We start from the raw sequence: 24,019 nt of genomic DNA, 5'->3' as shown, positions 1-24,019 counted from the left end.
GAGATTTGTGAAGGTAATTGAAGCGGGCTTGAAGGGATGGATCGGTCATGGCTTTAAAAGAGAAACAAAAAAGCCGAAACAAAAGGCGTTTTAATCTTCAGAGCCTTTATTTTGTTGCTTTTTTTATTGGTGTATTGGGAGTCACTGCGGTGTTTTATTATTTCGGAGTCGAAGGAATGCTTGTCCCCGCTATTATTGCAAGCGGAGTAACTTTAATTGCGGGTCTTTTTGCTCTGCTTTTTATTTTCAAGGGCTACAACAAGCGTGTGCATGATCTGCGGCTTGCTGTTGGAAGAGCGGAAACAGGCGATATGAGTGTGATTATCAACGATAAAGAAAATGATGAATTGGCACGTCTCGCCGAAGGCATCAACCACATGATTCGAATGAATCACAGCGTGATCGAGAGCATGTCAAAAGTCTCCGAAAAAGTAAACGATGCCTCTCAATCGCTGGTTTCAAGTGTTGAAGAGCACACGGCTTCATCAAACGAGATCGGATCGACGATGACTGAAATTGCTGCCGGAGCCTCCGACCAAGCCGAATTAATGGGAAAAAATAAAGAGGCAACGGATCAGTTAAAAGAGAGAATGGGCAGCATTACGGAGCAGACACAGATGATGGAGCATGGCGCGGAGCAGCTGGCCAAAATTTCTGAAGGAAATCAGCAGTCTGTCATTAAGCTGAGAAATCATTCGGAACGGACAATCAGTACGACTGCTGATATTATTGACGCGATCGCTTCCTTAGATTCACGTTCAAAGAATGTAGGCAAGATCATTGAATCCGTCTCTGAAATTGCCGGCCAAACCAATTTGCTTGCCTTAAATGCGGCGATCGAGGCCGCTCGTGCCGGAGAACAAGGCAAAGGCTTTGCTGTTGTCGCAGATGAAGTGCGTAAGTTGTCGGAACAAACCGATCATGCCTTGAAAGAAATTTCCGAGTTGATGACCGGCATTCGTTTGGATACGGAAAATACGGTTCAGTTTGCCGGAAAAACAAGTAAAGTTCTGGAAGAACAATTTATCGTTGTCAGTGCTTTTGAGAAGGCATCAAAGCGGATTGCTGAAGCCGTGACTGAGAATAAAGAGCGAATCAGCAACATTTCTGCTTCGATCAAAGACATGGCGACGCAGACGCAAAAAATTAAAGAACACATTGACGGAATGACTCAGATCAGTGAACAAACAGCTGCCGGCACAGAGGAAGTGACGGCATCGATTGAGGAACAGACCGCCGGAATGGAACACCTGACCAAGCTTGCGGCTGATCTGGAAGCAGATGCTGCGATTATTCAAACAGCTCTTAAGGGGTACAAGCTAGTCTAATTCAAACTTTTTCACTGATAGATATAAGAGAGCAAGGTACTCGGGGGGCTGAGAACACATGAACAAAGAAAAAGATACGGATAAGGCAAAAAAGACAAGTGAAAAGAAAATGGCACTGGGAGAAAGGCTTAAAGCTGCAGGGGCATTTCTCATTAAATTGCCGCAATTTCTGAATGGGCGCGCTTTAGAAAAAATGAGTGTGAAGAAACAGCTTTTAATTCCAATCGTCAGCATCATGGTAATCGTCGGTTTGATCGGCGGGCTATTCAGTTACATCTACGGAGCTAAGCTCATCCGCGATCAGATGACGCAATCAGCCATGGCACAATTGAAGGCCACGGATCAAACCTTTGATACCTATTTTGATGACGCGCAATCGGTTACACGTCAGTTTACAATGAGCAAAATGCTTGATAATGTTCAGAAAAATAACGAAGAAATTCAACAGGATTTCCAAAATGTACTTAGTTCAAATACTAAATATCAGGCAATTACCTATGCATCGGCAAAAGGAGATATTGTACGTTCGCCTATGTATTTCTTTGACAAAGGCTATGATCCCACCGCAGAACAGTGGTACAAGGACGGGGTAGGGGGAAATGGTCAGTCAATGTGGACCGACCCTTATACGGACAGCGTAACGAAGCAAAATGTCGTGAGCGTCGTGCAGGCCATTGTTGATAACGGACAAGTAAAAGGTGTCATTAAGATGGATTTATTTATCCAATCCATTATCAAGCAGGTAAGCGAAGCAAAGCTTGGAGATTCCGGCTATGTCGCGCTGCTTGACAGTAAGGGCACCTACATTGCCTCTCCTAAAAAAAGTCAGTTAGGTAAAAATGTTGCCGGTCAAGACTTCTATAAGACAATGCGCAGTATGGGAAAGAGCGGCAAGTTTTATGCAAAGATCGACGGTTCACAAAAATTGGTAAGTTTCCACACGAATAAGACATCCGGCTGGACTCTATTAGGCATTATCGATAAGAGTGCGATTTCAAACAGAGCGAACCTCATTACTCTGCCATCCGTTGCAACGTTGGTCATTATTATTATTGTTTCTATTTTGATCACGCTCTACACACTTGGCCGTGTCGTTACGCGATTGAGAAAGCTTCAAGAAGCTGCAGGTCGCATTGAAAATGGAGATCTTACCGTAAAGATACCGATCCAAGGCGATGATGAATTATCCCAGCTGACAAAAAGTATTAATGCACTTGCGAATACGAACCGTGAAGCCTTTAAGAAGATGTATGAGGTGTCGCATCAAATCATTGGGGCCTCGCAAACATTGGTAGCCAGTGCTGAAGAGAATGTTGCGTCCGCAAATGAAATTAGTGCAACGGTTACGGAAATTGCTACAGGAGCATCAAGTCAGTCTAAGTCGATTGATGAGAGCCAATCGTCGCTGCAAGGCCTTTTGGATGAGGTTAATCGAATTGATGACCGCAGTACAGAGGTTCTCCATGGGGCTGAGCGAATGAAGGAATATGCGAATGGCGGTCTTGAAAAGATGAACCATCTTTCCGCCCAATCAAAGACATCTGCGGATACGACGCATCAGATCATCAATACCGTATTAAAAATGGAGGAACATGCGAAAAATGTGCATCAAATTATTGATGTGCTGGACGGCATTGCACGAAGAACAAATTTGCTCTCCCTGAATGCGAGCATCGAGGCCGCGCATGCAGGTGAACATGGAAAGGGCTTTGCGGTTGTTGCCGGAGAAATTCGAAAACTTGCACAGCAGACGAATCAATCATTAAAAGAAGTAACCGATACGGTTCAATCAATGAATCATGAAATTCAGCAAGCAGTCGCTTATTGTGAGCAAACGAACGAAACACTTCAAGAACAACATGCTGCCGTTGCCGAATCCAATGACGCGTTTAAAGAAATCGAAAAAACCATCAAACTTAATGTGAAGGGCATGCAGACAATCGCCAATGCGATTATTAAGACGCATGAACAGATTGAACAGATAACTCAAGGTTCACAAACCATTGCGTCAACAAGTGAGGAGACCGCTGCCAGCACCGAAGAAATGAGTGCTTCTGTTCAGGAACAGACGGCTTCGATGGAAGAACTGAACAAGTTGGCCGGAGATCTGGATCAACAGGCTCAAATGATGCAGGAAGAAATCAAACGCTTCAAGATTTGAGACTACTTTATAAATTTAAAGAGACGTAAAAAGCAGGCCTGAGTGAACTCAGACCTGCTTTTTATACTGATTTTCAGATCGCCCAATTACCGTTACGGAAAATCGGAGTCCTTTCACCATCTGCTGTTTCACCGTCAATATCCAGTTCACCGGATCCGACCATGAAATCAACATGGGTAAGGCTTTGATTCATCCCTGCCGCCGCGAGTGCCTCTTCAGACATTTTGCGTCCGCCGCGATAGTTAAATGGAAAACCGTGCCCGATTGCTAAATGGCAGGAAGCATTTTCATCATACAAGGTGTTGTAGAAGATAAGATTGGTTTCTGAAATAGGCGAATGGTGCGGAACGAGAGAAACCTCACCAAGATAGTGCGAGCCTTCATCCGTCTCAATGATTTGTTTCAGCGTTTCTAATCCTTGCTCTGCTTTATAATCCACAATTCGACCGTTTTTAAATGTAACAGAGAAGTTGTTAATCAGATTTCCGCCATAATTCAACGGCTTTGTGCTGGAGACGGTACCGTTAACTCCGGTTTTGAGCGGCATTGTAAAGACCTCTTCAGTTGGCATATTCGGCTGAAAAGGAATACCTTGATCATTGGACATTCCGCCGCCGATCCAAAGATGTTCTGCCGGAAGCTCAATGGTTAGGTTGGTGCCTGGTCCTGCATAGTGCAGTGTCTTAAATCGTTTTTCGTTGAAATAGTTCAGCTTGTCCGTTAGTGATTGGATATGCTGTTTCCACGCGGCTTCGGGATCTTCCTTGTCTGCTCGCGTGATTTTGAAAATTTGCTGCCAAAGCGCATCGATTCGTTCAGATTCTTCCATGCCGGGAAACACTTTGGCTGACCAAGCTGCGGTCGGTACCGAGACAATGGTCCAGCTTACCTTGGCACTGCTTTTATCATTTGAAAATTGTTTATTTGCGGCCGCAGCTGCTTTCTGTGCTGTAGCAACGCGCAGCGGATCTATTCCTGCGAGTAATTCCGGATTCGGCGAATAGATATAGAGAAAAGCCGCATTTTGATTCGAGAGTTCCTGAAATGAGCGTGCACGCCATTCGGGAAACTGGCTGAGTGATTTCTCAGACGCAAGATCGAGTCTCAATCGAGTTAATTCTTCATCAGTCCAGTCGACAAAGACATGACGAGCACCTACTTCATAAGCTTTTCGCACAATTTTCCGTACAAATTCCGGCGATTCAATGGGTGCGAAGATCATGACATCTTGATCTTTTTGCACATTAAGACCGATTGTAACGGTGATATCGGCATAGTGTTCCAACAATGTTTCAAAATTTTCCATGTAGCAAGCCTCCTGTAAGATCCATTCATAACGATGGCAAAATAGCGAAAAGCACGGCAGTAATTACTGTCATTTTATCACAGTCATTTTCGTTCGGCATGCGGATCTGAAACAAAGCAAAAAGCAGATGTAACAAAACGGGCGAAACGATTTGGGGCATTCGCATAAGATAGTAGAGAAAATCAAGTGGAGGTGATGAGGATCATGGGTGCTTCAGAAGGATTCGGACAGAACTCAGGCTTCGCGTTGGTGGTTGTTTTGTTTATTCTCTTAATCATTATTGGCGCGTCGTGGGCTTATTAAAACAAAAAATCGGGCCGGCTGTGTCCCCGGACCGATCTTTTGTACATATAATCTTCAGTTTTCCACTCCATAGACAGATTGGAAAATTTCTTTTTTTCGCTCCTTAAAGACATGCTCGGTCAGGGGATTCGGATACTGCATCATGAGCAAGTCAATGTGATCGCCGGTCTGACCTAAATCAGGCTGAACATAACCGAACGAACTGAGCGAGAAACCCAACTGCTCATAGAAGTGAATACGGCGAACAGCAAGATCGGTCGTTGGTGATTCGACCTCAATCAAAACCGGTTTTTTGGCTTGCTCAAGATAATTGCTGAGCAGTGTCGATCCGATTCCGCGTCCACGCAGATTTGGATCCACGGCGAAATGCTCCAAAAAGAGAAAATCACTGAACGACCATTCGGCGATAAATCCGTCAATTTTTTTCCCAAATAAATCATAACGGGTTAAAACGGTAAAATTCGCTTGATTTAATAGCTGGCGCTCTTTACTGCGCGGGCGAAATTCTGCTACTGGAAATGAACATTTCATTAAATGATAAAACAGATCAAAATCAATAGTCTTCAGCGGTGTTAATTTTTGATCCATTTAATGACCTCCATATAATTGATGATGCTGTCTGTCTTAAGCGATCAGTGTTTTCTATTCTAGCATAAATTAAAAAGGCATTCGTTCCGAAAATTCAGGGAACGAATGCCTTTGACTTTTATTTTGTTCGCAGGTTTCAGCGATGTCGTCTCATGGACATATGGATCTTTTTCCAGCGTGCTTTTTCTTTAAGCCGCTCTTGAACATCGGACTTGCGCCGAATAAAAGCAAGCTCGCGCTGCAGCTTGAGATAGCTTTGATAACGATTTTCGCTCAAACTGCCATCCTGCAGAGCGCGTTGCACCGCGCACCCTGGCTCTTTTTGATGGGTGCAATCTCTAAAACGGCATTCAGAGGCGAAAGTTTCAATATCTGAGAAGCTTTGTTCCAGCGAATCATCAGAAGCCGTCCAAAGCTGCAGTTCGCGCATGCCCGGCGTGTCAATAATGACCCCGCCGCCGGGAAGAACAATCAGTTCACGTGTTGTTGTGGTGTGTCTGCCCCGGTCATCATCTTCGCGGACTGAATGCACAACCTGAATGTCTTTGCCGCAAAGCCAGTTTGTTAATGTTGATTTTCCGGCACCGGATGATCCGAGAAAAACGGCTGTTTTTCCCTGACCCAGATAGTCAGTGACTTGCTGCTTGCCTGCATCTCTCAGTGCACTGACCGCAATGAGAGGAACGCCGAATGCAATTTCTTCCACCGCGGCGATCTTCGTTTCCAAATCAGGACACAGATCCGCTTTGCTGAGCAGGATGACGGGGTTCGCACCGCTTTCCCAAGCCATGGTCAAATAGCGTTCCAGTCTGCGAATATTAAAGTCATGATTCAGCGCCATGACAAGGAAGACGGTATCAATATTAGCGGCGACAATTTGTTCCACAGTAGTTACGCCTGCTGCTTTTCGTGAAAATTTACTGAATCTGGGAAGAATGCGATCTATGGTTGCCCTGCATTCTGACGGACGTTCACGGACGACCACCCAGTCCCCGACTGCAGGAAAATCTTCACGTTCGTCTGCCTGGTGCCTTAATTTTCCGGTAACTTCAGCTAAATAGTCGCCTTGCTCTGTTACGAGTTTATACTGTCCTTTATATTCGGATGTCACTCGGCCAATCGACTGGCCATTTTCTAGATTCAATTGTGTTGCGTCTAAATGTTGATTCCAGCCATACATTTTTAAGTTCATATAAATCCTCCGGTTGTCTTAAAATTAGGTATTAAAAAAAGACCGTTCACACGGTCTTCTCGAAAAAGGGAGTTGCCCTGTGAAAAGCCTCCGGTCCCTAATAGTCAGTTCAACTTCAGATCATGCTGAAAATAGGGGACCGGTGGCACGCGACAATGAGATTGTATGCGGCAGTACGTATGCGATTCGCCATAAAACATGTCCCCTTTCTCAATCATATGATTTACTACCCAAGTATAAAGTGTCTCATAGCCTTTGTAAAGGCCATTAGATAGAGGTATGGATGGGACAAGCCGCGCATAGGATGAATTAAGAAAACCGGGCATGACGGAATCAGAAAGGGACGATCAGATGAAGAACAAAGTAATTGGCATTTTGCAGGTTGCGGCGACGTTCATCGGGACCGTTGTTGGTGCCGGCTTTGCCTCTGGTCGCGAGATCATTCAATTTTTTACCCAATATCATTCGTTCGGTACGATTGGTGCAATCCTAAGCGGCGTGTTCATGACTTGGATTGGGACGAAAATGATGGTGTATGCAAAACGGTTAGATGCTTACTCGTTTAATGAGCTTCTTGCCGCTTTATTTGGCGAACGAATTGGGACTGTCATTCAAGCGTTGCTGTTCTTTATCATATTGGGCATGACCGGTGTGATGCTTGCCGGAGCAGGAGCAGTCTTTGGCGAGCAGCTTGGATGGGGCAGGCAATTCGGCATTGTGCTTGCTCTTATACTAGGCGTTCTATTTCTGATTAGGGGTGTTCGAGGCTTGTTGTTTGTCAACATGCTGGTTGTGCCTCTTTTGGTCGGTTTCGTCCTGGTTACTTTTTGGATAAACAAAGCCGGTGCTCAATTTTTTCCTGAAACCAGCCATATCCACTGGCTGTTTTCTGCGTTCAATTACTCAGCATTTAATTTGTCCACCGCACTTATTGTGCTTGTACCGATGGCGAAGGAGTTTAAAGATGAACAGGTGATTCGTCTTGGCGGCATTCTCGGAGGATGCGGGCTTGCAATGATTCTGCTTATGTCTCATCTCATGATGCTTGGTAGGTCCGATATCGGTTTGTTTGAATTGCCGATGGCAGAGATGGTGCGCCCGCTCGGAACATTAATGCATGCTGCATTTATCTGTGTTATTTTCGGAGAAATACTGACCACCTTTGTCGGCAATATTTTCGGCTTGACTCGCCAGCTGCACAGCGTATTTCCAACACTGTTCACAATTCGCTTTGCCATGCTGAGTCTGATCATCTGTACCTTTTTTATTGGACAATTCGGCTACGCATCGTTAATCTCCACGCTTTATCCTCTCTATGGCGCGCTGTGCGCCGTGGTTTTTATCTATATGTGCTTCGTGCGCCTTCCTGAAAAAAACCGCTGATTTTGTAAAAATTATGTTCTTTTATTGAAATAAATTTTTTACATAAGACATTTTTGAGTAAAAACTAGTTGCATTATGTAAAAGAATAAAGTAGGTTATTTATAGGCACATAAGTTTCTCTGGAGAAACTTATGTTCGCAGAGCGAAAAAAGGAGGAGTGTCATGTCCGATCAAGAACAGCAGAAGACCGGACTGAACCAATTCGAACAAAAGACTATGAACAAAAGACAATCTTCCGATGCGGTCAATTCTGAACCGCACCCGCAATCATTTGAACAAGCTGTTGGCGGGGCAAAGGGATGGAGACAAATGCTTCCATTCATTGGCCCTGCTTTCATCGCGGCAGTCGCCTATATTGATCCAGGCAATTATGCAACAAATATTCAGGCAGGCTCGCAATTTGGCTATTTGCTGCTCTGGGTGGTTGTTATCTCCAACTTAATGGCAATTCTTATCCAAATGTTATCTGCCAAAATTGGGATCGCAACCTCACACAATCTTCCGGAAATTATCCGTGACCGCTGGCCGAGAAAAGTTTCGATCTTTTATTGGCTTCAGGGTGAAATTATGATCATGGCAACAGATCTCGCCGAATTTATCGGTGCGGCACTTGGCTTTCATCTTGTTTTTGGTCTGCCGATGATCCCATCTGCGATCTTGACGGCGATTTGTGCACTGTTGATTCTCATGTTTCAAATCAGAGGATTCAGACCGCTTGAAATGGTTATCGCCTTGATGGTTTTTATTGTTGTCATTGCATTCAGCTTTGAAATACTTTTTGCTTTACCGGAGTTTAAGCCATTTGTTCAAGGCTTCGTTCCTCAATTTCAAGGAACCGAGAGTGTGCTGCTTGCGGCAGGAATTCTCGGGGCTACGGTTATGCCGCATGCGATTTATATGCATTCGGGGTTGACCTGTCGGCGTGTTATTGGTCGGAACTCGGAAGAACGTAAGAAAATTTTTCGCTTTGAATTGATTGATATTTTAATTGCGATGATTATCGCAGGTGTAATTAACGCTATTATGCTCACCGTTGCAGGATCTACTTTCTACGGTAAGGAAGTCATCAATGATTTAACCGTTGCTTTTCAAGGGTTCAGCACGTATCTTGCACCGATTGCCGGTATTCTGTTCGGTGTCGGTTTGCTCTCTGCAGGCTTGTCAAGTTCATCCGTCGGTACACTTGCGGGCGACATTATGATGCAAGGCTTTATTCATAAACGTATTCCGGTCCTTCTGCGTCGTGTCTGCTCGATGCTGCCGCCGCTCATATTGATCATCTCGGGGGCTAACGCAACAAAAGCGCTTGTCATGAGTCAGGTTGTCTTGTCCTTTGGCATCGCACTGGCGATCATCCCGCTTATTGTGTTTACCAGCAATAAAAAGCTTATGGGCAAGCTCGTGAACCATAAGCTGACAACCTTCACTGCTTGGTGTATTGCGGCTGTCGTGATTTGTCTGAATGTCTTTCTGCTCTACCAAACATTCTTTGGATAGGATTTATTCAATGCTTTTGCACTGTGAGAAAACAGGTGTAAAGCAGTAAAAAAATTGTTCACAGGATTATTGAATTTGTGAAATTGACTTTATGACAGAAAATGACGTAAAATGAAGATTGTGAGATAAAAGCGATAGGCCACCTGAGAAGGTGCGACGGTTGTTTGTCGTTTGTTTATAATGTATCGGACATGTTAGTTGTCCAATAAATTCTTGGAGGTTATCGGTAATGGTTAAAATTTCCAAAGGCAAGTTTGAATTTCTCGAACAATTGTCTGACAAAAACGGTGTAATTGCAGCATTGGCAATTGACCAACGTGGTTCTTTGAAAAGAATGATCGGCGCAGCACAAGGCAAAGACGCTACGGTTGAAGAATTGGCGGATTTCAAAACGCTTGTATCTAAAGAATTGACTCCATATGCAAGTGCTATTCTGCTTGACCCAGAATATGGCATTCCTGCAGGTAAAGCGCGCGCAGCATCTTGTGGCCTTCTGACTTCTTATGAAAAAACAGGTTATGACGCTACTGAAGCTGGTCGTATTCCTGATCTTCTTCCTAACTGGTCTGTAAAACGCATCAAAGAAAACGGCGGTACTGCTGTTAAACTGCTCGTTTACTTTGACCCTGATGAACCAGATGAAATCAACGATGTTAAAAAAGCATTCGTAGAACGTATCGGTTCCGAATGTAAAGCTGAAGACATTCCGCTGTTCTTTGAAATCGTAACTTACGATGAAAAAATTACGGACAAAGAAGAATATGCTAAAGTTAAACCTCAAAAGGTTCTTGATTCGATCAAGGTCTTTACACAAGAACGTTATGGTATCGACGTTCTGAAATTGGAAGTTCCTGTTGACATGAGCCGTGTAGAAGGCGTTGGCGAAAACGCTCCTGTTTACACTGCTGAAGAAGCTAAGAACTACTTCCTCGAAGTTGACAAACTGACAACGATCCCTTACATCTGGCTGAGTGCAGGCGTTTCAACTGAACTCTTCCAGAAAACACTCGTGTTCGCTCACGATGCAGGTGCAAAATACAATGGTGTACTTTGTGGCCGTGCTACATGGCGTGACGGCGTTGAAGCTTACGGCAAGGGTGGAGAAGAAGGCGCTATTAAATGGCTTCGTTCTCAAGGTAAGGCAAACGTTGAAGAACTCAACGCAATCCTTGCTGAAAATGCAACTCCTTGGTATGAAAAATTCGGCGGCAAAGACAAGATCGAAGTCGTTGACTAATTTATTGCTCAATTAAAGAAAGCGCGGCGGAATTATTCCGTTGCGCTTTTTTTATAAGTAAAGTATATGATTTTTGAAAAAGCAAAAGGTTGTGAACCAAACGCGCAGGTGTGAGACGCTTGCGGGTGCGGCTCTGTTGATCGCACGAGACCCCGCAGATTCCTGCCTGTCTGAGGAGGTTCGCGACGATTCAGCACCGAAAAAGACACAAAACCATCACACATGGATGGAGATTAAGGACCAGGCAGCGCCCAGTAGTTTTTCTTGGTATCAAAATAGAGTCAGCAAAAGATAGAATTAGGGCAATATAAGTTGAGACTGATTGACTGGGTTTCAATGCAAATGAAACCTAGATGATGCAGTGGGAACAACGATCATATGCTTTGTGATTAAAAAGACTCTGGGAGTTTCTATGATTACAAAGAAAATCACTGTTGACCCCTCATTTTTAAAATAAGCAACGAAAGATATCTTTCAGTAAGAATTGGGTGGACTAGGAAATTGTTCACATCAACGAAAGGGCATGTTATGATTTCTCTATAAGTTCAGTGATGCAAGCATCCCGACTAAGAAAAAAAGATGACCTGTTCGAGGTGGCCAGTTCAAGCTGTGCTCAATAACTAAGATGAATCTACGAGGAAAAGGGAAGAGATCATGAAAAAGAAAATTTTACTGACGATCGGCAGCATTATTGTTGTGCTTTTTGCTGCAGGGGCAGGTTATGTTTGGTGGATGTATCACTCGGTTGCGTCAACAGCTGGCGATATGTATGAGACAGCCGGCGGCAAGGGCAACCACGATGCGATCACTCAGAAAAAACCGATAAGTCTGCTTCTATTAGGCGTCGATGAACGTAAGGGAGACCGCGGGCGTTCGGACACTATTATCGCAACAACGTTAAATCCGACAACAAAAACGATGCAGATGATTTCTATTCCGCGTGATACACGAACCGAAATTGTCGGTCGCGGCACAATTGATAAAATTAACGCTGCGTACGCGTACGGTGATACAAAGATGGCGGAAGATACGGTTCAAAAGTTTATAGGCGATATTCCATTCGATTTCTACATAAAGATCAATATGGAAGGCATGAGCGACCTTGTTGATGCGGTCGGCGGGGTTACCGTAAATAATAAATTGGATTGGCATGATGAGGGCTACTATAAAAAGGGTTATCACTACGCGCGCGGCAACATTACTCTGGACACAGGGGCAAAAGCGATGGGCTATGTACGGATGCGCCATCTGGATCCACAAGGAGATTTCGGACGGAATCAGAGACAACGTGATGTGATCATGGCGATTGTCAATAAAATGGCTAATGTGTCATCGGTATCTCGCTACTCACAGATTCTCGATGCGCTTGGTAGCAATGTGAAGACGAACTTGACCTTTAGTGATATGAAGAATCTCGCGTTTAATTATCGTGATGCGCGCAAGCATTCGATTGATTATGAAGTAAAAGGCCAAGGACAGAAAATTAACGGAATCTATTATCTTGTTGTTGGTTCTGCTGAAAAGCAACGCGTTCATGATATGATTAATGATCAACTGAATAACTGAAATTCAAAGTGAAACAATAGTGAAAACGGGAAGCCTTGAGCAATGCTAATGCTACGCTCTGACTTCCCGTTTTTTTATGTAGAAGAATCATGCTCCCATCTTCTTAGCAAATAAGCGCTTCATATTGGCGATTAGTTCACTCAGGTTTGTGCTGAACAGTAATTTATTTCTTTTGGATTCTTTTGCGAGTTCTTCTTGGTTTCCAAGGACAAAGATCGTTAACTTGGGAAACTCATTTCTCAAATGCTTTAGTAAACTAAAGAGGTTGGTCGCGTGCTTATTTGTACATAAGATGGCAAGATAATGTGCCTGTTTTCTTTGAATTTGATCTTGTATTATGCCTATTTCATTAATTTCAGGAAGGAAATCGGTTTTCCAACCGCTGATTGTGAAAAGATCATCCATCAATTTTGCTCGTGTCAAGCCGCTAAAGGATTCCAAATTTGCGATGACAATCTCGCCCATATCGGTGTTCGGAAGCTGGTGCGTTATTTTCAACATTTTCCAGCTGAGCAATCTTAAGATCGTGAAAGCAGCGACCATATAATCTGCTTGCAAAAAGCGATTCAGTAAAAATCCTTTTTGCACTTCATCCAATGAACGCTCAAAAAGCTTCACAAATACATCCTCAATACGCATTCCGTCAGACAGTGCATCGAGGCAATCAACTGCCCTGACACTGTCGCCCTCAATTAAATACTTAACGTAATCGTTCCATGTCTGCCTTGCCTGCAACACCATCTCACTGCTATCCCAGCTGGTGATCGTTTCGACAGTAAGAGACAGGTCGCTTGGGAGTTGGATGACCTTGCCGCTGTTTTCAAGCTTAACATGCGGTAAGATGTCAGAACCTGATGAATTAGCAAGAATAAAGCCCTTCTCACCGCTTGTCAATAAAACATGGGTCGCAGGAGGGAAAATGTGTATGAAATTAATAAATAAATAACAAATTTTTAAATCAAACAAATCATTGTTATAGCTGTCATTTAGGATGATCTGCATTGCTTTTGTTGTGTGCATCGGTTTTCTATAGGATCGGCTCAACGTCAATGCTGAATATACGTCAACAATCATCATCAATTTAAGATCACGGTCAGATGGTTTCACATGCAGGTGATCCGGATAACCGCTGCCGTTTAACCGTTCATGATGAGAACGTGCAACTCGGCACGTTTCTTCAGGAAAATTCATTCGATCGAGTAATCTACAGCCGTCCACGGTATGCTGCGTTATTTTTTCATACTCACGTTGAGTAAGTTTTCCGGTTTTCAATAAGATTTCAATCGGCGTATAGAGTTTGCCAATATCATGCAGCAGGGAGCCGAGAAGAAATTCCTGACTTACCCGCCAATGAACATGCTTAAAGTAGAGGCTTGTTAATACAAAGACGTCAAGTGAATGGATATAGCAAATCGGATCCCACTGTTTCAGACAGTCCAGTAGAAAACGAACAGTCGGATTTGAGTAGAATTTCAGATAAAGTGATTGGAGCCATAGGTATGAAGTTTCCGAATGCAAAATTCTTCCGTAACGTAATTCATCAGCAATTTGAGCCATTTCATTTTGAAACCGTTCAGTAAGCTCTTTCCGCTCATGAGCAGTCATTCGCGACTTTGGTGTAAATGTATTTCGAAACGGTGCGATCGAAGGACCATCGAAAATGGCTACGGCACTCACTTTTTTTCTTTTAAGATAATTAATAAGCTCAGAAGTGATCAGCATTCCCGTTCTAAAGAGAACAGAGGAATTTATGTAGATATCCTTGGCGAGAATGCTTCCGTCCTTCAAGTTCTCAAGCTTTACGACTTTTGGCATAAGTGCCGTTCACTCCCGTTCAATAGCTCCTAGGAAAAATCAGGATACGTTCCGCGGTAGACAGACTAACGCGATAGTCATTACAAGAGGCGGTACCTAATGTAAGAAATAAAGAGACTGACTATATTAGCGTTTTTTCGACAATAAGCTACAAATAATATTTTAACAAGTGATGTCAAAAAACGGAAGTGAAAATTATTTGATACTCATATACGATTGAACTTTTCAATAGTAAGATAGGAGTCTGACAATGCATTCACTTGTAATCTGTTGGATTAGGTAATAATGCCTATTAGCATGGAGTCGTTCATAGGTTTGCCGCACCGAATTTAAGAAACTACTTTAATTCAGCGCGAAAATAGCCGATAAAGAATGAGAATGGTATTAGAGCAGCGGAAAGGGTTGACTTACATGGATGTGGCAACAGTCATCGGCTTGCTGGTCGGATTGCTATCTTTACTTGTTGGATTTTTACTTGAAGGCGGAGAGTTAGTTGCGTTATTAAAAGTCACCGCTTTTCTGATTGTAGTCGGAGGCACAATCGGAGCGGTGGTTGTTAGCTTTCCGGGAAAGATTTTGGCAAAAACGCCGTTTATTTTAAAATATGCATTTACAAAACCTAAAGAACGCCAGGATGATACGATCATTGAACTGATTAATCTTGCCAATATATCCAGACGTGAAGGTTTACTTGCTTTGGAAGGTGAGCAGCAGAAGTTTGAAACAGATGCGTTTATGTCGAATGGTATTCAGATGGTCGTCGACGGTGTAGACTCCGATGTTATTGACGACATATTGAATCGGGACATTGAACTTTATGAACAAAAAATACTCTCCATTGCCCGCATATTCGAATCTGCCGGCGGTTATGCGCCGACAATGGGCATCATTGGAACTGTTATGGGGCTTGTACACGTTCTCGGAAGCTTGGAAGACGCCTCCGCACTTGGCCCGGCAATTGCTGTCGCATTTATTGCAACACTTTATGGCGTGGGCAGTGCGAACGTGATTTATTTGCCTATTTACACGAAGATCAAAAATAATTTAGCCAGTGACATTTTAATCCGCCAATTGAAGACTGAAGGAATATTGTCTATTCAGTATGGAGAAAGCACGATGATTTTGAAGAAAAAACTTTATGCTTTCCTAACAGAAGAAGAATCCCGAAAGGTTGAACAGAAACTGACGAGCGGATCTGGCAGCACAACCGCAGATCGGGAATTCCAAGAAGCGGGTCAGCCATGAGCAAGCCAAGAAAAAAGCGGTATACTCGGCCGGAAGAATCAAGTCATAATTCGGAGCGTTGGCTGATCACTTACTCGGATTTGATCACTTTGTTATTAGTCTTTTTCATTGTCATGTTTTCGATGAGCAGTATTGAAAACCAGAAATTTAATGCGCTTGTCTCATCTCTGAAATCATCATTTCAAGGGGATTCAATTCTTCAGGGCATCGGCTATCCGAGTGCGGATAAAGGCCAAACAAAGCCGAGTGTGCCGCTGGTCAAAAAGTCTCAGTCCATTAGCGATTCGGAAAAACAAAAGGACAAAAAAAAGCTGGATGCGTTGTACGTTCAATTGGATCAGTACATCAAGAACAATCACTTAAGCCCGGACGTGTCGCTTACGGAAACGCAGCGAGGTGTGCAGCTCACTTTTCGTGAAAAGATTCTGTTTGATCTTGGAAAAGCTAACTTGAAGAAGGATGCTAAATCAGTATTGGCACGAATTGGCAACATTCTTAATAGTGTACCGAACGAGGTCAGTATCGAAGGGCATACGGATAATACTCCTTTTCGGGATCAAGGCAGGCCCATTCGTTCGAATTGGGAATTATCCGGTCTGCGGGCGCAGACAGTCATGAATTATCTGATCAATAAAGACGGACTCGCACCGCAGCGCATGCATTTTGTCGGATATGGGGAATACCGACCGATCGTAAAGAATGATACGGCGGCGCACAAGGCGATGAATCGACGTGTGAATATTGTTATCGTCCGGGAAGAGCAGCAAGATTCCGATTAAAAGTATTGAAAAACATTGATTTATCTGGTAAATGATTGCAACATGGTCTGCCAACCGATATATTATATGCATGGGGAATTTTTCAATATACATAATGGTATAGAGTTGAGGGTGGGCGGAAGTGAAAAAAATTTGGCTGATTTTGGTTTGTGTGCTTTGCCTCGTGAGTGTGGTGGGAGGCAAATGGTATTGGAACCATAAATTGGATCGAATAACATTGCAGGCTAAAAACGATACAGCTAGTATCGAGGGACTGAGTGCTGATCAATCGGAAACATTGATCGAGAAGAACATTGCAAAATTACCAAAAGAGTTGCGGAATGCTGCCGAGAATGCTTATAAGAAAAACGGACAAGTTCGGATTGTGATGATCGGCAGCAGCAATGAACAAGCTCTGGCACTATTGCTGCAAAAGCAGCTCGATGATACGTTTGGAGAAGGCTTTTTCCGAGTAACCGTTCAGGATCTGGGAAAGTCGAACTCGCTTGTGCTGAATCAAGCGAAGCTTGGGGATTTGATGAAAAATGTGAATGGAAGCCCGGACCTTGTGATGTATACTCCGCTTATCTATAATGACGATCGTCAAGTAAGTACAGATGATACGGAGACAGTGGCCACTCTGCTGGCTGAAAAAGTAAAAAATAAGTATCCCAAAGCTGCATTTTTGGTCAGTCCGCCAAACTATTCATCAAAGCAGCCTTATATGAATGATCGAATCGACCAGATGAAAACGTATATTCAGAAACAGAAGATAGCGGTGCTTAACTATTTATCTGAATGGCCGAAAGGATCAAAACGTGCGAATGCTGTTGGCGATGACGGACACACGATGAATGTAACCGGACGAGAAATATGGATTGACTATATAACGAAACAATGGCAGCTAAAATAATGAAATCAAATAAATCACCAGTGAATGGCTTTCACTGGTGATTTTTCGTTTCATTAATAATGTTGACTTGTAATAAGAGAGGCACAACGTAGATCCGGCCGTTTATTAACGATTACTTTTTTTAGCCATTTGCCAAACGCGAGCAACATTAGAAATCGTACGGACTAGATTGATGCGTGCGTCTTTAAATGAGTCCGGTGCGATGACTATCTTTTTCTGTTTCATCTCGATCTTCCTTTGCCAGCCTTTTTTCTTCATTGTAGCAGATTTAGTGATTTACAATAGCTTAGAACATTATTTCCGGGGAAATGACAAAATAAGACATCAATTCCATGGAAAAAGAGATCCCGCAGAATCCTCGGAATCTCCTAATTTCTTTAAAGATCATTTTAGATTACTATTATTTTCGGCCATAAATGCTTCTATTTCATCGGTCGTGCGCGGCAGACCGGTGGTGAGCACTTCAGAACCATCCTCTGTAATCAGCAAATCATCTTCGATGCGGATGCCAATACTTTCTTCGGGAATATAGAGTCCTGGTTCGTTCGTGATAATTTCACCTGGAACCAGCTCCATTTCGCGATAAGGACCGACATCATGCGTGTCTAGTCCAAGCGAATGGCTGACGCCATGGAAGTAATATTTGCGCAATTCCTCAGGTGTTTTAATTAATCCAATTTTCATGAGTTCCTCAGTGTAAAACTCGATTGTAAATCGGTTCAAGTCCATGAAGGCAACGCCTGGCTTTGCCATTTTCGTTATTTCTTGGTTACAATGTAAGACAATGTCATAGATTATTTTTTGGCGAGGTGTAAATCGTCCGTTTACAGGGAATGTGTAGCTGATGTCGCCATTGTAATAGTTGTACTGTGCGCCAAGATCGAGCAGCACAAGATCTCCATCAGCGGCAGTGCCCGTGTTTGCCGAATAGTGAAGAACGGTACCGTTGAACCCACTGGCGAGAATGGTTGGAAAAGCGAATTCAGTGCAGCCGCGGCTCTTTAATACGAAATTAAAATAAGCCTCCAGCTCAAATTCTTTCATGCCGGGTTTGGCGTTCACAAGCACATTTTTGATTCCGTCTGCAGTAATTTTTCCTGCTTTCCGCGTTTGTTCAATTTCATCAGACGTTTTAACAACGCGGAATTTACAGATGACCGGATATAGATTATGAATGGTCAAGTATGGATAGGTGACAGCGGATTCAGCAGCAAATTTGTTCGACGGCTTTGCTGGAAATTCCCATGATTTTGTCTCAAGATCCGCGTACAAATGGTTGCACACACGACTGTCCATAAATGACCGGATGTACGTGTCAAATTTGTCTAGAAGTTCAATGTTCTGAACACCGGAGGCTTCTTGTGCTTCATTAGGCGTAATGGTTTCGCCAACCCATCTGGCCATCCACGGATCAGCACGCTCAATAAATAGTGTCTCTTCAATTTCACCGCCGAATTTTGCTGCAACGAATATTACTTTTGGCTCGGCGATGCCGGTCATATAGTAAAAATTGCGGTTGGGATAGAAAGGATAGCTCTCATCTGCAGACTGATGTGCCGCTTCACCGGCAAAAAGAACAGTCAGCGATTGATCTTCCAAGGTTTCATAAAGCTTCCTACGGTTCCGAATAAAAAAGCTCTTCTCCATGCGGATCCTTCTTTCATTTAAAGTTTTTCCATTATTATTCTATCATTATTATAAAACTTATCTTCACCGAACCTTAGTCGAAGGCGAAGACTTAGTTCCGACGGCCATGGACGGCCTAGTGTCCGGTGAGCCGCAGGACGCACTTTCGCAGGATGCGATGGCTTTCGCGTTGTGTACAAGGACGTACCTTAGTTAGCGAAAGTTCCCTTATTGCCGGACCGCTTATTCTAACTTCCGCCAATCTTTTACGATTTTATACTTTCTTTTTGTAGAAAGCCAAGAAGTTGTCCGCATGACTTCTTGGTTAAACAACATCATTTCAGCGATTATGCTTCCATTTAAGCCAAATGACTTTTGAAAAAAATTGGGCATGTCCGACCACATTGCGCTTCCACATTCTTCGTGGTTCCAGTGCCATGCGGAACAACCATTCAAGATTCAGCTTCCGCATGATTTTCGGCGCCCTCGGCTTTACTCCGGATGCGAAATCAATAAAACCGCCAACGGCGATTCGAGCTAACGGTTCAAGAGATTCGGAGTTGCGGTCAATAAATTTTTCCTGCAGAGGCATGCCCATACCAACAAGTAAAATATCCGCATCCGATTGATTAATCGTTGCAACCATCTCTGATTCTGATGAAAAATAGCCGTCATGAGTACCGGCAATGACTAAATTCGGCAACTGTTCAGTAAGCTTTTGAGCAGCAGTCTGAGCGATATGCTGCGAAGACCCGAGCAAATACACCGACCAATGGTTCTCAGCGCATTTTTGCAGCAGCAGGGGAATAAGATCCGTTCCATTTAAATTTTCTTCAAGGGAGACGCCCCAAAGCTTTGCTCCTAATTTGATTCCGATGCCATCGTTAAGCAAGTAATCTGCACGATTAAGAACCTCGTTATAATTGCGGTCTTTTTGAGCAATATTATAGCCGTGGTCATTTAGAAAATATAAGTTCATGGGTTTACGATCCATAATGCGGTCAGTAAATACATCCGTAAATTCCTTTTTTGTGTGAAATTCATTCATACAAATCGTACCAACTTGCTTTTTTTCATTCATAAATTGATCCCATCCTTAAAATAAGTGAAGCAATCATATTCATTTTGCCTTTTTTGCTATTTTTTTAATCCTATTAGAGATTCCAACTGTTACTTTGAATCATCAAAAAAATACCGAATTTGATGCGTAGGGCTTCTAATATTGTAAACTAATTTTAACGGATTGTGTTGTTTGTTTAGATATCGTAAAGTTACCAGTGGTATTGTCTTTACAATGTGGTATAATTCCGTATAAGAAAGCTTAAAAGATTGCTATCTTGTTGGACACGAATCCGAATTTATTGATAAGGGCGGGGCTGAAACGATGGTCTATGTGACGTTCTTGATTTGTTTTCTTGCTGCGGTTGCTGTAACACCTCTTGTTAGGAAACTGGCGATTCGCATTGGCGCGACCGATCTTCCGAACGCCCGCAAAGTACACAAAAAAATAATGCCGCGAATGGGCGGCTTGGCTATTTATTTAGCTTTTATTATCGGTATGCTGATCATGTGGCCGGACAGCAGTTTTACATTGCCGCTGATTATCGGCAGTGTGATTATCATTATTACAGGCGTACTTGATGACATGTATTCGCTGTCGCCAAAGGTAAAGATTGTGGCCCACTTTTTTGCTGCTTTAGTAATTGTCAACAGCGGGATCAGTGTCACATTTATTAATCTTCCGTTTAACGGCGTGCTGCATTTGTACTGGCTCAGTATTCCACTGACCTTGCTATGGATCATGGGCATTACGAACGCGATCAACCTAATTGACGGTCTTGATGGTTTGGCTGTCGGCGTATCGAGCATTGTGCTTTTAACGATCGCCGGACTATCACTGACAGAAGGAAACTTTTTCGTTTTTACGGTGAGCGCGATCCTGCTTGGAAGTACGCTGGGCTTCTTGCCTTATAATTTTCATCCGGCGAAGATTTTCATGGGAGACACCGGCAGCTATTTTCTTGGATATATTATTTCCGTTCTTGCGTTGCTCGGATTTAAAAATGTGACTTTGTTTTCACTCGTTGTACCAATCATTCTCTTAGCGGTTCCGATTTCCGATACGTTATTCGCAATCATCCGTCGATTGGTAAATAGAAAGCCGTTAACAGCACCGGACAAGTCACACCTTCATCACTGTCTGCTTCGCTACGGGTTTACCCAAAGCCAGACTGTGGTTCTTATTTACGGGATGAGCGCGATGTTTGCTTTAGCGGCAATCCTGTTCTCGACATCAACTTTGCTCGGTTCGTTGCTTATAATCGTCAGTGTCATGCTCGTGATTGAGCTGGTTGTTGAAGGTGTTGGCCTCGTGAGTGCGAATTACAAGCCGCTGTTGAACACATATAAGCGTCTGCTCAGCATGGCTAAAGTAAAATAAGAAAAATAGATTAAAAAATGGAGCGGTTCATATGAGCCGCTCCATTTTTTTAAAAGCTTGTATTTTTAAGTGCAACACTTAGAAAATTAAAGGACTCATTGCTGAGTCTTCTCTGTAAAATAGGGTTTGCGAGAAATAACTGAAAACAACGGAAAACCGCAAAGAAGTTTGGTTCATGCGTTATAATGAGTCAAAATAAGAGAATATCGCACAGTCCCCGAGCTGAACCGGGAGTTAGATTAGGTTCAAAACTTATTAGACGAAGAGGATATAGATATGAACAAATGGATCAAATTATTCATGGTTTCAGTCCTTGCCGTAGCGAGCTTATTGACTATAACATCATGCAATACAGCAACAATTAAAGTGGGTTACACGCCTTTAAAGACTGCCGAATCCACTCGTAACGTGGTTGCTACAGGTAAATACGCCCTTTATACGAAACCCGGCACGGTAAAAGGGGCTAAACTAGTGGCTTCCAAGAACCAAATGGAAAAATTTGCTTCTTATACTCTTGCAGATGCTGACTATCACGAGTTTCGTCGGAAGAACCCGGCTTATAAGGGTTCAACTTATTATTTCCGTGCCTACGGTTATAAGGTAACCCACACCGGTTCCGTTTATTATCGTGTCGTGACGATGAATGGTAAATATCGGGGGTACGTCTATGGGGGCAAAAAAGTCGGTTCATTTGCTGGCGGAGTTAAAAGAGCAGCGACTACCCAAGCCACAACAATTCCTGCTAACTTTAAGGATTACGTCGGGGTTGTCATTCCAGGTACTGTTTGGAATTATCCTCCCTACACGCAATACAAGACTAAGAGATTAGGTAAAGTAAACTGGACCATTCCAAGTCTGGCTAAATTTAAAGTCATTAAGGCTGTAAAACGGACTCGTGAACAAGATATTTACTACTACCTTGAACCTCAAAATAGCCCAGCACCTCCAAATTTTCCATTTCTTACTCCGTCAGGAGTTCGGATTAATAAAAAATCTCAATATATCCAAGTACCTTCAGGTTGGGTCAGTAGCCGTTACGTTATTTCTTACAGTGAAGTTGAAAGCAATGAAGGCATTATTGATAATTGATCACTCTAATGCGTCATTACATGTTACTCATCAATGATCAAATAAAAATGAAGTTGCTTCATAAATAGTCAAGTTTCAGAATTAAAAGATGGATCATTAATTTTGAATGTAGTGCTCCAAAGGGACAGGGCAGTTCGAGAATGTGTCAAAATGAGCCCAATAAATGAGTCTAAGGAAAGTGGTAGGGTAGAAATTGGAACTATGCATCATTCAATTTAAAGAGGCTGTCATAGTCAACTTCTTGACTATGACAGCCTCTTTAATAAGTGGTCTTTATTTTATTATTGATTACTGCTCGTACCATCGGATGATTCATCGACCAATCCGGAGCTATCGGAGGCACCACTGCTGCTTGATGTACCGGACGTTGCTGATCCGCTGCTTCCGGAATCACTGCTGCTGTCGCTGCTTTCCGCTGTTGATTCATAATTTAATTGCTGTTTAAGATCAGAGCGAACTTTATTTAAATAGTCATCATCTAAGGCAAAATAGTATACTCCGGAGCTCATATCGTCTGTACCCTTCAGCTGAAGTGATTTGATTTCAGAAAGAGAGCCCGCATATTGACGTAGGCTGAGCAATTGTCCGAACGTCAAGTTTGTTTCAAAATTCTTATCGAGTGAATCAATGACTTTACTGTATTTAGTTACAGAAGAAAGCTTTGCACTTTTCTTCACGATTGCTTCAATCATCGCCATCTGACGTCTGCCGCGGCCGAAGTCTCCTCCTGCCCCCGGCGACTTGCGGTTACGAACGAGAGACAGAGCCTGTTCACCGTTAAGCAGCTGTTTTCCGGGCTTCAGGACAATGGCGTCTTTACCGGTTTTATCTTCGCTGTTCTGTGTGCGAAGCGCGACTGGGACATTCATTTCAACACCGCCAAGGGCATTAATGATCTTAACGAACGCAGCGAAGTCCACTTGGACATAATAGTCAACCGGAACCTGGAATAAATTCTCAACGGTAGCAATCGTGTAATCCGCGCCTTGGTTGTTATTGGCGTCGCCATAAGCATGTGCATGTGTAATTTTAGAAATGCCGTAATCGCGCGTGTGCGTCGGATCTATGATCTGAACTTTCGAATCACGCGGAATGCTCACCATATGCACCTCATTCGTTGAGTGATTGAAGGTGGCTAAAACAAGGGCATCGGAGCGGCTTGGCTCATTCTTTCGTTTATCAATTCCCATAAATAATATGGAAAAATCATCCTTTACGGGGTCAACTTTTTCTGCGCGAAGATCAGATTTATTGCCTCGTGTAAGTTTATTTTGTGCATGGCTTGTTACATTTTCAAGTTTTTTCGTTAAGTAATAGCCATATGCTACGCCGCTTCCGACTAGAATGAGAAGAACAGCTGATATGATTATAATTATTGTTTTGCGTTTTCCATGTTTTTTCTTCTTGTAGTTTTCTGATCTGCTCAATGCCATCTTCGACGTATTCTCCTTCAGGTTTTCAGTCTTTCACAGATAGGTGCACGTTTCGTTCATTTTTTTCTACGCAATTCTCATTGTATAGGCCAATTGTCATGTTTTTTTACAATAGCTTTATTTTACCTAAGTCTTTCTG

General features: G+C 43.0%; 19 protein-coding genes. 12 read left to right on the top strand and 7 right to left on the bottom strand.

The window, feature by feature from the left end:
* Positions 1-47 precede the first annotated feature (47 nt).
* On the top strand, positions 48-1,328 hold the full coding sequence (locus NOM01_RS06725) for a methyl-accepting chemotaxis protein (RefSeq protein ID WP_255747523.1): 1,281 nt from the start codon (positions 48-50) through the stop codon (positions 1,326-1,328).
* A gap of 58 nt (positions 1,329-1,386) precedes the next feature.
* Positions 1,387-3,489 (top strand): methyl-accepting chemotaxis protein, encoded by a 2,103-nt coding sequence (locus NOM01_RS06720; RefSeq protein WP_255747521.1) that lies wholly within the window; start codon positions 1,387-1,389, stop codon positions 3,487-3,489.
* 73 nt (positions 3,490-3,562) lie between these two features.
* Here the strand turns inward: NOM01_RS06720 and NOM01_RS06715 are convergent, their stop codons facing one another.
* Positions 3,563-4,795 carry an aminopeptidase gene (locus NOM01_RS06715; protein ID WP_255747520.1) on the bottom strand — a complete coding sequence of 411 codons (1,233 nt, stop codon included), beginning with the start codon at positions 4,793-4,795 and terminating at the stop codon, positions 3,563-3,565.
* Positions 4,796-4,999: 204 nt separating this feature from the next.
* Here NOM01_RS06715 and NOM01_RS06710 point away from each other — a divergent pair, with 204 nt between their 5' ends.
* Complete coding sequence (locus NOM01_RS06710; RefSeq protein WP_255747519.1) at positions 5,000-5,098, top strand: YjcZ family sporulation protein; 99 nt, start codon at positions 5,000-5,002, stop codon at positions 5,096-5,098.
* Between the two features lie 54 nt (positions 5,099-5,152).
* Here NOM01_RS06710 and NOM01_RS06705 read toward each other — a convergent pair whose 3' ends face one another.
* Together NOM01_RS06705 and rsgA are read right to left on the bottom strand one after the other, a co-directional pair.
* The gene (locus NOM01_RS06705; protein WP_255747518.1) at positions 5,153-5,686 is read right to left on the bottom strand and encodes a GNAT family N-acetyltransferase; all 534 of its coding nucleotides are present in this window, start codon (positions 5,684-5,686) and stop codon (positions 5,153-5,155) included.
* A gap of 136 nt (positions 5,687-5,822) precedes the next feature.
* Positions 5,823-6,878 (bottom strand): ribosome small subunit-dependent GTPase A, encoded by a 1,056-nt coding sequence (rsgA, locus tag NOM01_RS06700; protein WP_255747517.1) that lies wholly within the window; start codon positions 6,876-6,878, stop codon positions 5,823-5,825.
* Positions 6,879-7,229: 351 nt separating this feature from the next.
* On the opposite strand from rsgA, the gene NOM01_RS06695 reads away from it, so the two are divergent.
* The 4 genes from NOM01_RS06695 to NOM01_RS06680 all read left to right on the top strand — a co-directional run bounded on the left by NOM01_RS06695 (position 7,230) and on the right by NOM01_RS06680 (position 12,561).
* Complete coding sequence (locus NOM01_RS06695; protein ID WP_255747516.1) at positions 7,230-8,261, top strand: YkvI family membrane protein; 1,032 nt, start codon at positions 7,230-7,232, stop codon at positions 8,259-8,261.
* Positions 8,262-8,477: 216 nt separating this feature from the next.
* Positions 8,478-9,758, top strand: coding sequence for an Nramp family divalent metal transporter (locus tag NOM01_RS06690; RefSeq protein WP_255747695.1), 1,281 nt, complete (start codon positions 8,478-8,480; stop codon positions 9,756-9,758).
* A gap of 229 nt (positions 9,759-9,987) precedes the next feature.
* Entirely contained in the window at positions 9,988-10,995 is a 1,008-nt protein-coding gene (lacD, locus tag NOM01_RS06685) for a tagatose-bisphosphate aldolase (protein ID WP_255747515.1), read from the top strand.
* A 654-nt stretch (positions 10,996-11,649) separates the two neighbouring features.
* Positions 11,650-12,561: an LCP family glycopolymer transferase gene (locus NOM01_RS06680; protein WP_255747514.1), complete on the top strand. Its 912-nt coding sequence runs from the start codon at positions 11,650-11,652 to the stop codon at positions 12,559-12,561.
* Positions 12,562-12,648: 87 nt separating this feature from the next.
* On the opposite strand, the gene NOM01_RS06675 is transcribed toward NOM01_RS06680, so the two are convergent.
* On the bottom strand, positions 12,649-14,376 hold the full coding sequence (locus NOM01_RS06675; RefSeq protein ID WP_255747513.1) for an HD-GYP domain-containing protein: 1,728 nt from the start codon (positions 14,374-14,376) through the stop codon (positions 12,649-12,651).
* 411 nt (positions 14,377-14,787) lie between these two features.
* Here NOM01_RS06675 and NOM01_RS06670 point away from each other — a divergent pair, with 411 nt between their 5' ends.
* The 3 genes from NOM01_RS06670 (at position 14,788) to NOM01_RS06660 (ending at position 17,292) form a co-directional block, all read left to right on the top strand.
* Positions 14,788-15,621, top strand: coding sequence for a flagellar motor protein (locus tag NOM01_RS06670; protein WP_255747512.1), 834 nt, complete (start codon positions 14,788-14,790; stop codon positions 15,619-15,621).
* Positions 15,618-16,400 (top strand): flagellar motor protein MotB, encoded by a 783-nt coding sequence (locus tag NOM01_RS06665; protein ID WP_255747511.1) that lies wholly within the window; start codon positions 15,618-15,620, stop codon positions 16,398-16,400. The genes NOM01_RS06670 and NOM01_RS06665 overlap by 4 nt, the downstream gene beginning before the upstream one ends.
* A 121-nt stretch (positions 16,401-16,521) precedes the next feature.
* Positions 16,522-17,292 carry an SGNH/GDSL hydrolase family protein gene (locus NOM01_RS06660; RefSeq protein ID WP_255747509.1) on the top strand — a complete coding sequence of 257 codons (771 nt, stop codon included), beginning with the start codon at positions 16,522-16,524 and terminating at the stop codon, positions 17,290-17,292.
* 384 nt (positions 17,293-17,676) lie between these two features.
* Here NOM01_RS06660 and NOM01_RS06655 read toward each other — a convergent pair whose 3' ends face one another.
* Positions 17,677-18,939: an aminopeptidase P family protein gene (locus NOM01_RS06655; protein WP_255747508.1), complete on the bottom strand. Its 1,263-nt coding sequence runs from the start codon at positions 18,937-18,939 to the stop codon at positions 17,677-17,679.
* Between the two features lie 319 nt (positions 18,940-19,258).
* On the bottom strand, positions 19,259-19,999 hold the full coding sequence (locus NOM01_RS06650; RefSeq protein ID WP_255747506.1) for a WecB/TagA/CpsF family glycosyltransferase: 741 nt from the start codon (positions 19,997-19,999) through the stop codon (positions 19,259-19,261).
* 303 nt (positions 20,000-20,302) lie between these two features.
* Between NOM01_RS06650 and NOM01_RS06645 the strand changes: the two genes are divergently transcribed.
* Complete coding sequence (locus NOM01_RS06645; RefSeq protein WP_255747505.1) at positions 20,303-21,358, top strand: glycosyltransferase family 4 protein; 1,056 nt, start codon at positions 20,303-20,305, stop codon at positions 21,356-21,358.
* Between the two features lie 276 nt (positions 21,359-21,634).
* Positions 21,635-22,447, top strand: a complete 813-nt coding sequence (locus NOM01_RS06640; RefSeq protein WP_255747504.1) for a hypothetical protein — start codon at positions 21,635-21,637, stop codon at positions 22,445-22,447.
* Positions 22,448-22,728: 281 nt separating this feature from the next.
* Here NOM01_RS06640 and NOM01_RS06635 read toward each other — a convergent pair whose 3' ends face one another.
* Complete coding sequence (locus tag NOM01_RS06635) at positions 22,729-23,880, bottom strand: LCP family protein (RefSeq protein ID WP_255747503.1); 1,152 nt, start codon at positions 23,878-23,880, stop codon at positions 22,729-22,731.
* Positions 23,881-24,019 lie beyond the last annotated feature (139 nt).

Origin of the sequence: Sporolactobacillus sp. STSJ-5 (assembly GCF_024385605.1) — a bacterium.
Classification (GTDB): Bacteria; Bacillota; Bacilli; order Bacillales; family Sporolactobacillaceae; genus Sporolactobacillus.
Note: the sequence above shows the minus strand (reverse complement) of the source record. Positions and strands in the feature narration are given on the sequence as shown.